Genomic DNA, 13,708 nt, shown 5'->3' with positions numbered 1-13,708 from the left:
AGCCAGGAGAACGCCATGAGCCAGAACAATAACAATCGCGGCACCCCGATGCGCCTGACCAGCTTCGTCACCACCGATCTCTGCGGCATCACCCGCGGCCGTTCGCTCCCCGAGTCGGAAGTCGCCGAGCAACTGGCCACCGGTTGCGGCTGGGTACCCGCCAACAGCGCGCTGACGCCCCAGGACATCATCGCCGAGGACAACCCCTGGGGCAGCCACGGCGACCTGCGCCTGCTGCCCGACCCGGCCAGCCGGGTGCGCCTGGAAAGCGGCCCCGATCAACAGGCCGCGCCGCTGGACTACCTGCATGGCGATCTCGTGCTGACCGACGGTTCGCCCTGGCCGGTGTGCCCGCGCACCCTGCTGCGCGACGAGATCGCCCGCTATCGCCAACTCGACCTGCAGGTCACCGCCGCCTTCGAGCATGAGTTCAACCTGCTCGGCCTGCCGGACGAGCACGCCGCCGCCTTCTCCCTGCAGGCCCAGCGGCAGACCGGCAACTTCGGCGGCTGGCTGATGAGCGCGCTGGAGCAGATCGGCGCGGAGCCGGAAATGTTCCTGCCCGAATACGGCCGCAACCAATATGAAGTCACCTGCCGACCGACCCAGGGTGTGGCGGCGGCAGACCGCGCCGTGAACGTGCGTGAGGTGACCCGCGAGATCGCCCGGCAGTTCGGCTGGCGCAGCAGCTTCACTCCCCTGCTCGCCCCCGGCGCAGTGACCAACGGCGTGCACCTGCACCTGAGCCTGCAACGCCTGGACGGCACCCCGGTGTTCTATGACGAGGCCAGCGCCACCAACCTGTCGAAGCTCGCCGAACACTGGGCGGCCGGCGTACTGCGCCACCTGCCCGCGCTCTGCGCCCTCACCGCGCCGACCGCCGTTTCCTACCTGCGGCTGAAACCGCACCACTGGAGCGCCGCCTACGCCTGCCTGGGCCTGCGCAACCGCGAAGCGGCGCTGCGCATCTGCCCGGTGGTGGAGATCGGCGGCAAGCCGAAAGCGCGCCAGTTCAACCTCGAATTCCGCCCGATGGATGCCACCGCGAGCCCGCACCTGGCCATGGCCGCCGTGCTGATCGCCGGTCGCCTGGGCATCGAGCAGGAACTGCCGCTGTCGGCGGTGACCGACGTGGACCCGCACAGCCTCGGCGCGGCGGACCGCGAAAGACTCGGCATCAAGGCCCTGCCCGGCTCGCTCGACGAAGCCCAGCGACTGCTCATGGAAGACGGCGAACTGTGCAACGAACTGCCGTCCGCTCTGCTGGAAACTTACTTCGCCATGAAGCGGCAGGAACTGGCCCTGACCCGCGACCTCAGCGAAGAACAACTGTGTGAATCCTATGCAAAGTTCTACTGAATCCGGCTTCTACCGGCGCCCGCCGTTCGAGATCGTCAACCCACGGGGCAAGAGCCCCGTACTGCTGGTCTGCGAGCACGCCAGCCGCTTCATCCCCGAGGAGCTGCGGCAACTGGGCCTGGACGACGAGGCGGCACGCGAACACATCGCCTGGGACATCGGCGCGCTGGCCCTGGCCGAGGCGCTCTCGGCCCGCCTCGACGCCACGCTGCTGGTGGCCAATTACTCGCGCCTGCTGATCGACCTGAACCGGCCGCTGGAAGCCCCCGACGCCATTCCCGAGCACAGCGAGATCTACCCGATCCCCGGCAACCAGGGTTTGACTGCCGCTGCCCGGCAGGAGCGCGTTGCGAGCATCTTCGAGCCCTTCCACCGGCAGCTCACCGAGCTGATCGACGAGCGCCTTGAAGCGCAACGCGCGCCGAGGCTGGTCGGAGTGCACAGCTTCACCCCGAAGTACCGGGGCGAGACCCGCCCCTGGGTCGCCGGGGTGCTCTTCGGCAAGGCCGACGCCTATGCCAACCGCATCATCGGCGGGCTGCGCCAGAGCGGCGAGGCAATCGGCTCGAACCAACCCTATGTCATCGACCCACTGGAGGACATGACCGTCCCTGTTCATGGCGACGAACGCGGCGTGGACGCCGTGCTGATCGAAATCCGCAATGACGGACTGCGGACCCCGCAAGGGGTGGAGACCTGGGCGGAACGCCTGGCTCCCTGGCTCTGAGGACCCCACCCGGCTCAACCCGTTCGAGGGCCGGGAGGTTCCGACAACAAGAACAAATCAGCGCATGAGCGCCGAACCCTTAAGGCTGCCGTTCCCAGAGGAATTTACCCGTGGCTATCGAACAGTTCGGATACAAGCAACAACTCCGCCGTAGTCTCACCCTCAGCGACCTGGTGATCTACGGCATGATCTTCATGATCCCCATCGCACCCTTCGGCGTTTACGGCTGGGTCCACGCGGACGCCCATGGCATGGTCCCCATGGCCTACCTGGTGGGCATGGTGGCGATGCTCTTCACCGCGCTCAGCTACGGCGCCATGGCCCGTGCCTTCCCCATCGCCGGCTCCGTGTACTCCTACGCCCAGCGCGGCATCCACCCCAACGTCGGCTTCATCGCCGGCTGGGTGCTGCTGCTCGACTACCTGCTGATCCCGCCGCTGCTCTACGTGTTCAGCGCCCTGGCGTTGAACCACCTGTTCCCGGCGGTCCCCAAGCTTACGTTCATGCTGATCTTCCTGGTCTCCGCGACCCTCATCAACCTGCGCGGCATCACCCTGGCGGCACGCTTCAACCTGCTGTTCCTGATCGCCGAACTGGTGGTGCTGGCCATCTTCCTGATCGTGGGTTACCAGGCGCTGCAAGGCGGGCTGGGCAACGGTCGCCTCACCCTGGAGCCGCTGCTGCAGCCGGAGCACTTCAACCTCGGGCTGGTGATGAAGGCGGTGTCCATCGCGGTGCTGTCGTTCCTGGGCTTCGACGCCATCTCCACGCTCGCCGAGGAAGTCAAAGGCGACCCGGCGCGGCAGATCGGCCGCGCGTCCCTCATCGCCCTGTTCGTCATGGGCGGGATCTTCATCGTCCAGACCTGGCTGGCCACCGACCTGGCCGCGGGCATGACGTTCAAGTCGGCGGACACTGCCTTCTACGAGATTGCCGAAGCCGCCGGCGGCAGCTGGCTGTCCACGCTGACCGCGGTGTCCACCGCGCTGGCCTGGGGCGTGACCGTGTCGATCACCTCGCAGGCCGCCGTCTCCCGCCTGCTCTACTCGATGGCCCGCGACGGCAAGCTGCCGCGCGTGCTGGCCAAGGTGCATCCGAAATACCAGACCCCGCACATCAGCCTGTACCTGGTGGGCGTCCTGTCGCTGGGTATCGGCATCTACTTCCTCGACTCGCCGGACGTGCTCACTTCCCTGGTCAACTTCGGCGCGCTGACGGGCTTCTGCCTGCTGCATGTCGCGGTGATCAATCACTACTTCATCCGCCAGAAGACCGGGCAGGTGTTCAAGCACCTGGTCTTCCCGCTGATCGGCCTGGTGATCATCGCCTACGTGCTGGTGAGCATGAGCGTCGAAGCCCAGTCGCTGGGGATTGGCTGGATCGCGCTCGGCCTGGTCTACCTCGTCGTGCTGAACCGGCGTGGCAATGGTGCGGAGCTGGCCAGGGAGATCTGATCGAGCCTGCGGCGGTCTTTGACAGACCACAGAGCGTTACCCCATAAAGGCAAGGGCCGCCGGACGCCGCTGGATAGAGCGCGTCCGGCGGCCCTTTCCGCTTAACCAGAACGCAGAAACCATGAGCACGAAAGACCAGGACACCGCGTCGTCATTCACGCTGGATCGCATCGACGAAGAGATCATCCGGATCCTCCGCCACCAGGGTCGCATCACCTACGGCAAGCTCTCCTCCCTGGTGCATCTCACCCCGCGTCCCTGCCAGGAGCGCGTACGCAAGCTGGAGAAGCACGGGATCATCCGTGGCTACGGCGCCGTCATCGACGAACAGAAAATCGCCTCGGGCCTGTCGCTGCTGGTGCTGGTCGCCCTGTCGAACCAGAGCGGGCGCACCGCGCAGAAGGCCTTCGAGGCCTGCGTCATCGCCTGCCCGGAAGTGCTGCACTGCCAGCTGATCAGCGGCACCTTCGATTACAGCGTGCGCATGCGCTGCCGGGACATGGAGCACTACCGCGCCCTTACCGAGACCTGGCTGAATGACGAAAGCCTGCACATCGACAAGCTCGTCGCCCACCCCGAACTGACGACCATCAAAGAGTCGGCCAGATAGCGTCACCGCACCCTGTTGCCGACCGTAAAACGGCCCCTCCGCCAGGCCCATCCTCCACAGCAGAATCGGCTGTACGAGGGACGCAATACAGCCGGATCGGTCGGCGCACCCCGGCATTACAGCCGGGATTTCCCCAGAGCGGGTGGGAGAATGGCGGCATCCCACACGTGCAATGGCCCTCCTCCGGCCGGCCACGGACCACCTGTTGCAAGCCCCTGGCGAAGCCGCTCGAGACATTGGCGTTCGGGATACCAAAGCTGAAATTCCAATACCAATCAATCTAGCTGGAGGTCCCGCCATGACTCGCTTCGTCGACGTCCCCACGATGTCTCAACTGGTGCAGGAGATCGGAGTCGCACGCTTCATCGGCGAGCTCGCCGACACCATCCAGCAGGATTTCGTGCGGTGGGAATCCTTCGACAAATCCGCCCGCGTGGCCAATCACTCGGACATCGGCGTCATCGAGCTGATGCCGGTTTCCGATCCCGTGCGCTACGCCTTCAAGTACGTCAACGGCCATCCGCAGAACACCCAGCGCGGGCTCTACACCGTCATGGCCTTCGGCGTGCTGGCCGACGTCGAGACCGGCTACCCGGTGCTGCTGTCCGAGCTGACCGTGGCGACCGCCCTGCGCACCTGCGCCACCTCGCTGATGGCCGCCCGCGCCCTGGCCCGCCCGAACTCCCGGCGCATGGCGCTGATCGGCAACGGCGCGCAGAGCGAGTTCCAGGCGCTGGCCTTCCACTTCCACCTGGGCATCGAGGAAATCGCGGTCTACGACATCGACCCGCAGGCGACCGAAAAGCTGATCCGCAACCTGGCCGAATTCCCGAACCTGAAGATCACCCGCGCCAGCTCCACCGCAGAAGCGGTGCGTGGCGCCGACATCGTCACCACCGTGACCGCCGACAAGGCCTACGCGACCATTCTGACCCCGGAGATGATCGAGCCCGGCATGCACATCAACGGCGTGGGCGGCGACTGCCCGGGCAAGACCGAGCTGCACGCCGACGTGCTGCGCGCCGGCAAGGTGTTCGTCGAATACGAGCCGCAGTCGCGGGTCGAGGGCGAGATCCAGCAGATGCCGGCGGACTTCCCGGTGGTGGACCTCTGGCGCGTCCTGGCCGGCCAGGTCGCGGGGCGCGACAGCGAAGAGCAGATCACCATCTTCGACTCGGTCGGATTCGCGCTGGAGGACTACTCCGCCCTGCGCTACGTCAACGAGCAGGCGAGCCGGCTGAACCTCGGACAGCGCATCGACCTGGTGCCCTGGGGCGAGGATGACGAGGGAAACGATCCCAAGGATCTGTTCCGCCACACCCGCGCCAACAAGGGACGCAAAGGGCTGCGCCGCATCGCCTGATCCTGCATTACGAAAAAACCGGACCCGATGATCGGGTCCGGTTTTTGGCGTGCTTCATGGAAAGCACCGGTCGGCGGGCAACGGAGAAAGTGACGGGATCACCCTCCCCGCCGCAGCGGATCACATCACCCGTGCCGGATGCTGCACACGCGGTCCGCCGAGCTGATCGCGCCAGGACGGCGGCTGGCGGTCGTCGCTGTCCTTGATGCCGTAGCGCAACGCCAGTTCCGCACTGACCAGGGTCTGCCCGGAGAGCTCCGACAGCTTGGGGTCATCCAGCATCGCGCGGATGATCCGCCCGTTGAACTGCGGTGTCTCGGCCATCGCCAGGAAGGCTTCGTACTGTTCGGCCTTGGCCTGGCCGGCGATGGCGGTGCGCTCGGTCAGCTGTGGGCCGAGCCAGAGGGAGACGGCCGCGACCGCGCTGTTCTCGAAGTCGATGCCCATGTCCGCCGCCAGCTTGTCCACCCCGGCCTTCTGCGCGCCGTAGGCCGGGCCGTGCATGTAGCAGCCGGCGCCGAACGAGGAGACGAAGGCCACCAGCGCCTTCGGCGCGCGCAGCAGCAGCGGCGCGGCGTAGTAGCTGGCAACGTAGGACGAGCGCAGGCCGACGTCGAGGATGTCCACCAGCTGCAGCGGCTTCTCCCAGAACGGGCCGGGCTCGATCAACTGCTCGTGAATGAAGGTGACGTTGTTCACCAGCAGGTCCAGGCGGCCTTGCTCGGCCTCGATGCGCTGGAACAGCGCACGGACCTGCTCGTCGTCGCCGTGGTCGCACTGCACGGCGATACCCTTGCCGCCGGCGGCGTCGATGGCCGCCGCGGTTTCATGGATGGAACCGTGCATCACCTGGCCATGCAGCGTGGCAGCGCCGGACTGCAGCGAGCGACCACTGACATAGACAGTCATGCCGGCGGCGCCCAGCGCCTGGGCGATGCCCTTGCCGACGCCACGGCTGGCGCCGGTGACCAGTGCGATACGGGGAGTCTGTTCAGACATTGTTCGAGGCCTCCTGGGCGGTGCGGGCGCGAGTCTGCTCGGCCTGTTGCTGGATGTGCTCGGCGGCGAGGAAACCGAAGGTCATCGCCGGGCCGATGGTGGAGCCCGCACCGGGATAGGTGGTGCCCATCATCGAGGCGGCGGAGTTGCCGATGGCGTACAGGCCGTCGATGGCGCTGCCGTCGTCGCGCAGCACGCGGGCGTTCACGTCGGTGAGCAGGCCGCCCTTGGTGCCGATGTCGCCGGCGTTGATCTGCACCGCATAGAACGGCGCCTTGAGCAGCGGCGCCAGGCAGGGGTTGGGCTGCACGGTGGGGTCGCCGTAGTAGCGGTCGAAGGCCGACTCGCCCTTGTGGAAGTCCGGGTCCTTCCCCAGCGCCGCAAAGTGGTTGAAACGCTCCAGGGTGCGGGCAAGGCCGGCGCCGTCGACGCCGATGGCCGCCGCCAGCCCGGCGATGCTGTCGGCCTTGTGGTAGTAGCTGTGCAGATGCTTGGGCAGGCGGCTGTCGGGTTGCGCATAGCCGGGCAGCAAGGCGCCGCAAGGGTATTTGCGACGGAACTCGGCGTCGAACACCATCCAGCAGGGCACGCTGCGCGCCTGTTCGGAGTCGTGCTCGTACATGGCGTAGACGATGTCGGTGTAGGGTGCGGCTTCGTTGACGAAGCGCTGGCCGGCGGCATCCACCAGCACGCAGCCCGGCAGGGTGCGTTCGACGAACAGCGCGCGCTGCTTTTCCTCACCTTCGACATGGGTGGTCGGTGCCCACCAGGCGTGCTCCATCAGCGCGGTGGCCGCGCCCAGTGCCTGGCCGGCGCGGATGCCGTCGCCGCTGTTGTACGGCGGTGTGGCGCTCCACTGGCTCTGCGACGGCTGCGGGTGGTACTGGCTGCGCATCGCCTGGTTACGCTCGAAACCACCGGCGGCGATCACCACCCCCTTGCGGGCATGCACCCGCACCGGGCGGCCCTGGTGCAGCAGTTCGGCGCCCACCACCCGACCGTCTTCCTCAATCAGGCCCTGCAGCGGCGCCTCCAGCCACAGCGGCACCTGGCGATCGAGCAGCGAACGGCGCAGCGCGGCGACCAGGGCGTTGCCCAGGGTCAGGAAGCGGTCGCGCTTGGAGCGCAGGCGTCCACCCAGGTCGCGCCAGTAGCGCCAGAGAATCTTCATCGTCAAGCCGATCCAGCCGGGGCCGCGGCAGAGCAGCACGCGCGCTTCCTTCATGGTCATGCCCACGCGCCCCATCATCAGGGTGCCCGGCGACGGCTCGCGCATCCGCGCGAACTCCTCGCCCAGCTCACGGGCGTCGAACGGCAGCGGGTCCATGGAGCGGAAGCCCGGCTTGCCCCCCGGAACTTCCGGGTAATAGTCGGCGTATTCGGGCTGCGCCTCGAAGCGCACCCGACTGTTGGCCTCCAGGTATTCGACCATGCGCCGACCGTGTTCGACGTAGGCCTCGATGCGGCCGTCGGTCACAAGATCCCGGGTCACCGCATGGATGTAGCGAATCGCTTCCTGCGGCGAATCCTGGCCCCCGAGGGCGGCGATCCGATGGTTGCAGGGAATCCAGATGCCACCGCCGGACACCGCCGAGGTGCCGCCGTAACGGTCGCTCTTCTCCACCACCAACACGTCCATGCCGAAGTCGCGGGCGCGCAGCGCGGCGGTCATGCCACCGGCCCCGCTGCCCACCACCAGAACGTCACATTCGTGGTCCCACTCGCGGCTCCGCTGGCCGCTCGCCCTTGCGTTCATGCGCTGTTTTCTCCGGGAACTGGCGTGGGTCCGACCCACGCATCGAACCGATTTTTCGCGCAGGCCAGCGGCATCAACATCGTCCGATGGGACTAGCCCGGAAGGGCTCATAGAGCGGCTCGCACCCTGTCTAGCCGGCTTAGTCCCTTCGGACGATGTTGGCGAATCCGGGTGACCACATAGTCGGCTCCGCCACACTCCCGCCAACACAGTTCCGGGTTTGGACGAACGTGCCTGCCCGAGCAGAGGACGAAATGACAAGAATAAGAATCGCCTTCCAGCCGATGCCCCTTGCCGTTGCGATCAGCGCCTCCAGCCTGTTCCTGGCCAGCCAGGCCCAGGCACTCTCGTTCGACGTAAACGACGACCTCAAGATCAACTGGAACACCACCGTCAGCTACGGCCTCGCCTGGCGTACCGAGAAGCGCGCCCACGCGCTGTCCAACGGTGGCAGCAACCCGGCGATCGCCAACATCGATGACGGCAACAACGCCTTCGACCGCGGCAGCTTGATCAACAACCGCGCCAGCTTCCTCACCGAGGCCGACTTCAAGTTCCGCGACGACTTCGGTCTGTTCGCACGCGCCACCGGCTTCTACGACGACGTCTACCACCACAGCAACGACAACACGACCGGCACCTCCAACTGCCTCGCGTCGGGTCATTGCTCCAAGGCTGACGAGTTCCCCGAAGACACCGTCGACCAGCACGGCGACGGCGTGCGCATGCTCGACACCTACGGCTACGGCACCTGGGACCTGGACGGCCACGCCCTCAACGCGCGCGTCGGCAACCAGGTGGTGAGCTGGGGTGAAAGCCTGTTCAACGGCTTCGGCATCTCCGGCGCGATGAGCCCGGTGGACGCGACCAAGGCCAACACCCCCGGCATCGAGATCAAGGAACTGTTCCTCCCGGTCGGCCAGGCCTTCGTCCAGTACAGCCTCACCGACGCCCTCGGCGTGCAGGCGTACTACCAGTACGACTGGAAAAAGACCGAGATCGACGGCGTCGGCAGCTTCTTCTCGGTCACCGACCAGATGGACCGCGGCGGCTTCAGCGACGCCTTCGGCATGACCCGCCGCATTGGCGACGACAAGCCCAGCGACTCCGGCCAGTACGGCCTGGCGATGACCTACAGCGCCGAGGAACTGGCCAACACCGAGTTCGGCCTGTACTACGTGCGCTTCCATGACAAGTCGCCGCAGCTGGACTTCCTCAGCCACTGGAACCAGGCCGAGTACCAGGTGCGCTACTTCGACAACATCGACCTGTACGGCGCGAGCTTCTCCACCGTGCTGGGCGACACCAACGTCAGCGGCGAACTGAGCTACCGCGATGGCCAGCCGGTGCTGGTGGATACCGGTCTGGTACCGCACCCGGTGCGCGCCAAGACCATGGAAGCGTTGATGTCGTTCATCCACTCCTACGGCAACCAGCCCTTCGCCGACAACGTCACCCTGACCGGCGAAGTGGGCTACAACCGCGTGCTGAGCAACGACAAGGCCCCCAGCTTCGACGTCTTCGTCCCCACCGGCGCCGGCTACGCGCTGATCAACACCCCCAACACCAGCGCCCTCTACTACGACAAGTCCGCCTGGGGTTACACCGTCAACCTCACCCTTGATTACAACAACATCTTCAACGGCTGGGACCTCAGCGTTCCGCTCATCTTCAGCCAGGCCGTCAACGGCAACTCGTCGATGCCCGGCAGCTTCGGCCTGGGCGAAGGCGACGACCGCCTCGGCGTCGGCACCACCTGGCGCTACCTGAACAACTTCGCCATCGAGGCCCGCTACAACGTGTTCCTCGGCAACCCGAGCGAAACCGCCCTGTCGGACCGCGACAACGTCTCGCTCAGCGCGAAATACAGCTTCTGATCCTGATATCGAGGAGAACAAGAAAATGACGTGCAAAACCCGCCTGCTGCCCCTGTTCCTTTCCATCGGTCTGGCCGGAGCCAGCCTTAACGCTCATGCCCAGGCCAGCGCTGAGGAAATCGCGCGCCTGGGCAAGGACCTCACCCCGATGGGCGCCGAGAAAGCCGGCAACGCCGACGGCAGCATCCCCGCGTGGTCCGGTAAATGGCGCGGCGCGCCGCCCCAGGTGAAATTCGACGGCACCGGCCACAAGCGCCCCGATCCGTACCCGGACGAGAAGCCGCTGTTCACCATCACCGCGCAGAACATGGACCAGTACGCCAGCAAGCTGTCCGACGGCCAGAAGGCCCTGTTCAAGCGCTACCCGCAGACCTACAAGCTGGTCGTCTACCCCAGCCACCGCGACTTCCGCTATTCGGAATCGGTGGAAAACAACATCAAGTACAACGCCCAGAATGCCCAGTTGGTCAGCGATGGCTATGGCGTCGCCAACGCCTACGGCGCCTCGCCCTTCCCGATCCCGAAGAACGGCTACGAGCTGATCTGGAACCACAACCTTCCCAGCCGCGCCTGGAAGGAAGAAGCCACCTACCTGATGGCCCTGACCCTGTCCAACCAGAGCCGTGTGTTCGAGAAGGTCCACTACCAGATCTTCTCGCCCTGGGATAACCCCACCGGCGACGCCAAGGCCTACGACGGCATCCAGGCCTACGCGATGATCAGCACCCTGGAACCGGTGCGCAAGAAAGGCGAGATCATCCTCACCAACGAGTTCAGCAACCCGGTGGCCCAGCCCCGCCAGAGCTGGCAGTACATCCCCGGCACCCGCCGCGTGCGCCGCGCGCCCACCGTCGGCTACGACACGCCCTACGGCGCCGGTGGCTTCCGCGTGATGGACGAGGACCGCCTGTTCAACGGCGCCCCCGACCGCTACGAGTGGAAGATGGTCGGCAAGCAGGAGATGTACATCCCGTACAACAACTACAAGCTCGACGATCCGGACCAGGACCTGAACGCCCTGCTCACCAATAACGGCCACCTCAACCCCGATGCCGTGCGCTATGAACTGCACCGTGTCTGGGTACTGGAAGGCACCCTGCGCCAGGGCAGCCGGCACATCTACGCCAAGCGCCGCCTGTACCTCGACGAGGACAGCTGGACCGCCGCCCTGGCCGACAACTACGACGCCAAGGGCCAGCTGTGGCGCACCAACGTGCAGACCTCGGTGTACGCCTACGAGATCCAGGCCTTCCACGCCCGCGTTGCGGTGTACCACGACCTGATCGCCGGCTCCTACCTGGTCGACCGCCTGGTCAACGGCATGGGCGGCACCGCCCACCTGAACGACGCTCACTTCGACGCCAGCTACTTCACCGCCAGCAACCTGCGCAAGCTCGGTCAGTAAGCCAGCAAAGCCGGACGTCCCTTCCCGGGGCGTCCGGCTTTTTTTCGTCTCCAGATTTCCATTTTGGCGCCGCAGTTTTCGCGCCTGTAACGATGACGCTCCCGTGCATGACCCGCCCGGGCTCATCGCGATTGCGTCATGACCACCCTCCCTCGATAAGGAACATCCCTCGTGGCCAAGCGACTGCTAATCCCTGCTGCTCTGCTCTGCCTGCCGCACACCGCCGCCCTCGCCGACGACCTCTCGCTGAATACTCCGCGCCTTGCCGGCGCGGACAACTTCCGCGACGTCGCCGGCACCACCCAGGCCGACGTCACCGCCAACGGCGGCGTCATGCGTTCCGGCGTGTTCTATCGCTCCAACGCCCTGACCCTCAAGGGCAATGACAAGGCCATCCTCGAAGGACTGGGGATCGGCGAAGTCTTCGACCTGAGAACCCCCGGCGAAATCGCCCAGGCGCCGGATACCCTTCCCGCCGGCGCCAGCTACCGGAACATCAACATCATCGGCGGCGAGCAGGTGAACCCGCCCCTCACCAGCCCCGCCGCCGCCATGAACTGGATGCGCGACCTGAACCGCGACTTCGTCACCGACGCCGGCCAGCGTGCGCGCTACCGCGAACTGTTCATGGAACTGGCCGCCGCCGAAGACCCGGTGATCTTCCATTGCACCTCCGGCAAGGACCGCACCGGCTGGACCGCCGCCATGCTGCAATCCATCGCCGGTGTCGACTCGGCGACCATCATGCAGGACTACCTGGCCACCAACACCTACAGCGCCGCCAGCATCGAGGCCACCCTGGCCAAGCTCAGCGCGCGCGCCCCGGCATTCGCCGCGATCTATCGGCCGCTGCTGGGCGTCGACGCCAGCTACCTGCAGGCCGGTCTCGACCAGATCACGGCAAGCTATGGCTCGGTCGACAACTACCTGAAGGAAGGCCTGGGCCTGGACCAGGAAACCCTCTACGTGCTGCGCGGCAAGATGGTGCGCTACGGCAGCCTGCCCGGCCAGGCGGCGCTCGCCGGTAACGCCGCGGCCGGCGCCGGCCTGCTGGCCGCCTTGCAGGACAGCGACCTGTCCGGCCACTACAGCGCCTACAACTACTACCTGCAATCGGCCATCGACGCCGGCAGCCTGGGCGGCCTGGAGCAGCGCGTCGGCGGGCAGATCCACGCCGACGCGGCCAGCCACCTGCTGCGCCAGACCCAGCAGATCGACAGCGCCATCGCGCCCTACGCCAGCGGCCGCGACCTGCGCGAGGGCGAAAGCCAGCTGTGGATGAGCGCGCTGGCCAGCTACGTCGGCACTGATGGCTCCTCCCATGCCTCCAGCAGCAACGAGCACAGTCAGGGCGCCCTGGTCGGCCTGACCCACCGCTTCGACAGCCAGACCAGCGCCCGCGCCGGCTTCGGCTACTCCAACGGCGACGTGGCCAGCTCCGGCGCCGATGCCGACGCCGACCTCACCTTCATCACCCTGGGCGGCCGCTACGCCTTCGACAGCCTCGAACAGGGCGCCTACGCCGACCTGCGCCTGGACGCCGGCTACATCGACTACGACAGCCGCCGCGACCTCGGCTACGGCCTGGGCCGCGCCAAGGGCGACACCCAGGGCAGCCTCTACAGCGCCCTGGCCAACCTCGGCTATCGCACCCACAGCGGCGACCTGACGCTGGAGCCGACCCTCGGCGTGCGCGTCAGCCAGGTCCGCCTCGACGGCTTCACTGAAAAAGGCAGCGAGCTGGCCCTGGACGTCGACACCGTCGACAAGACCGTCACCAGCCTGGTCGGCGGCCTCAACCTCGGCTTCGGCCAGTCCCGCGTCGGCGACTGGAGCCTGGAGCCGGGGCTGAACCTGGGCTACGAGCACGCCTTCGGCAACCCCGAGGTGAAGAGCCACGGGGCGGTCCAGGGCTTCGGCGTGGAGCAGGTCTCGGCCTTCAACGACCGCGACCTGTTCAAGGTCGGCGCCGGCCTCACCGCCCGCGCAGGCGCCGTCAGCGTCAGCGCCGATGTGCAGGGCCTGCAAGGCTCCGACAGCCACGGCCTGAGCGGCAACGTCAGCCTGGGCTTCGCCTTCTGAGCGCAACAACCCTCGGGGGCCGGCCCGGCCTCTGAGGGGAAGGCAAAAGAAAACGGCCTGCACCGGAAGGTGCAGG

The 13,708-nt window shown here is 66.6% G+C and carries 10 protein-coding genes; 8 read left to right on the top strand and 2 right to left on the bottom strand.

What is annotated here, in order from left to right:
* The first annotated feature begins 15 nt into the window (after positions 1–15).
* The 5 genes from ACNFBT_RS20405 to ACNFBT_RS20385 all read left to right on the top strand — a co-directional run bounded on the left by ACNFBT_RS20405 (position 16) and on the right by ACNFBT_RS20385 (position 5,513).
* On the top strand, positions 16–1,359 hold the full coding sequence (locus ACNFBT_RS20405) for a glutamine synthetase (RefSeq protein WP_416752439.1): 1,344 nt from the start codon (positions 16–18) through the stop codon (positions 1,357–1,359).
* Positions 1,343–2,086 carry an N-formylglutamate amidohydrolase gene (locus tag ACNFBT_RS20400; protein WP_416752437.1) on the top strand — a complete coding sequence of 248 codons (744 nt, stop codon included), beginning with the start codon at positions 1,343–1,345 and terminating at the stop codon, positions 2,084–2,086. Before ACNFBT_RS20405 ends, ACNFBT_RS20400 begins: the two co-directional genes overlap by 17 nt.
* Positions 2,087–2,196: 110 nt before the next feature.
* Positions 2,197–3,540: an APC family permease gene (locus ACNFBT_RS20395; RefSeq protein ID WP_416752435.1), complete on the top strand. Its 1,344-nt coding sequence runs from the start codon at positions 2,197–2,199 to the stop codon at positions 3,538–3,540.
* Between the two features lie 121 nt (positions 3,541–3,661).
* A complete protein-coding gene (locus tag ACNFBT_RS20390) occupies positions 3,662–4,150 on the top strand; it encodes an Lrp/AsnC family transcriptional regulator (protein ID WP_152222979.1) in 489 nt (162 codons plus the stop codon).
* 298 nt (positions 4,151–4,448) lie between these two features.
* Positions 4,449–5,513, top strand: a complete 1,065-nt coding sequence (locus tag ACNFBT_RS20385) for an ornithine cyclodeaminase (RefSeq protein WP_416752433.1) — start codon at positions 4,449–4,451, stop codon at positions 5,511–5,513.
* A 120-nt stretch (positions 5,514–5,633) separates the two neighbouring features.
* Here ACNFBT_RS20385 and ACNFBT_RS20380 read toward each other — a convergent pair whose 3' ends face one another.
* Together ACNFBT_RS20380 and ACNFBT_RS20375 are read right to left on the bottom strand one after the other, a co-directional pair.
* On the bottom strand, positions 5,634–6,512 hold the full coding sequence (locus ACNFBT_RS20380) for an SDR family NAD(P)-dependent oxidoreductase (RefSeq protein WP_416752431.1): 879 nt from the start codon (positions 6,510–6,512) through the stop codon (positions 5,634–5,636).
* Positions 6,505–8,268, bottom strand: a complete 1,764-nt coding sequence (locus tag ACNFBT_RS20375; protein WP_416752429.1) for an FAD-dependent oxidoreductase — start codon at positions 8,266–8,268, stop codon at positions 6,505–6,507. The genes ACNFBT_RS20380 and ACNFBT_RS20375 overlap by 8 nt, the downstream gene beginning before the upstream one ends.
* A 254-nt stretch (positions 8,269–8,522) precedes the next feature.
* Here ACNFBT_RS20375 and ACNFBT_RS20370 point away from each other — a divergent pair, with 254 nt between their 5' ends.
* From ACNFBT_RS20370 to ACNFBT_RS20360, 3 genes are all read left to right on the top strand, one after another.
* Positions 8,523–10,145, top strand: coding sequence for a DUF1302 domain-containing protein (locus ACNFBT_RS20370; protein WP_416752427.1), 1,623 nt, complete (start codon positions 8,523–8,525; stop codon positions 10,143–10,145).
* 25 nt (positions 10,146–10,170) lie between these two features.
* The gene (locus ACNFBT_RS20365) at positions 10,171–11,550 is read left to right on the top strand and encodes a DUF1329 domain-containing protein (protein WP_416752425.1); all 1,380 of its coding nucleotides are present in this window, start codon (positions 10,171–10,173) and stop codon (positions 11,548–11,550) included.
* A gap of 171 nt (positions 11,551–11,721) precedes the next feature.
* Entirely contained in the window at positions 11,722–13,632 is a 1,911-nt protein-coding gene (locus ACNFBT_RS20360; protein ID WP_416752423.1) for a tyrosine-protein phosphatase, read from the top strand.
* Positions 13,633–13,708: the final 76 nt, after the last annotated feature.

The sequence above is a fragment of the Pseudomonas sp. NY15181 genome, assembly GCF_048068055.1.
In the GTDB taxonomy this organism is placed as follows: Bacteria; Pseudomonadota; Gammaproteobacteria; order Pseudomonadales; family Pseudomonadaceae; genus Pseudomonas.
Note: the sequence above shows the minus strand (reverse complement) of the source record. Positions and strands in the feature narration are given on the sequence as shown.

Bases quoted from the DNA above. Each gene is read 5' to 3' on its own strand.
- ACNFBT_RS20400 (WP_416752437.1), top strand. From the start codon at position 1,343: ATGCAAAGTTCTACTGAATCCGGCTTCTACCGGCGCCCGCCGTTCGAG.
- ACNFBT_RS20385 (WP_416752433.1), top strand. From the start codon at position 4,449: ATGACTCGCTTCGTCGACGTCCCCACGATGTCTCAACTGGTGCAGGAG.
- ACNFBT_RS20365 (WP_416752425.1), top strand. From the start codon at position 10,171: ATGACGTGCAAAACCCGCCTGCTGCCCCTGTTCCTTTCCATCGGTCTG.
- ACNFBT_RS20370 (WP_416752427.1), top strand. From the start codon at position 8,523: ATGACAAGAATAAGAATCGCCTTCCAGCCGATGCCCCTTGCCGTTGCG.
- ACNFBT_RS20375 (WP_416752429.1), bottom strand. From the start codon at position 8,268: ATGAACGCAAGGGCGAGCGGCCAGCGGAGCCGCGAGTGGGACCACGAA.
- ACNFBT_RS20405 (WP_416752439.1), top strand. From the start codon at position 16: ATGAGCCAGAACAATAACAATCGCGGCACCCCGATGCGCCTGACCAGC.
- ACNFBT_RS20390 (WP_152222979.1), top strand. From the start codon at position 3,662: ATGAGCACGAAAGACCAGGACACCGCGTCGTCATTCACGCTGGATCGC.
- ACNFBT_RS20380 (WP_416752431.1), bottom strand. From the start codon at position 6,512: ATGTCTGAACAGACTCCCCGTATCGCACTGGTCACCGGCGCCAGCCGT.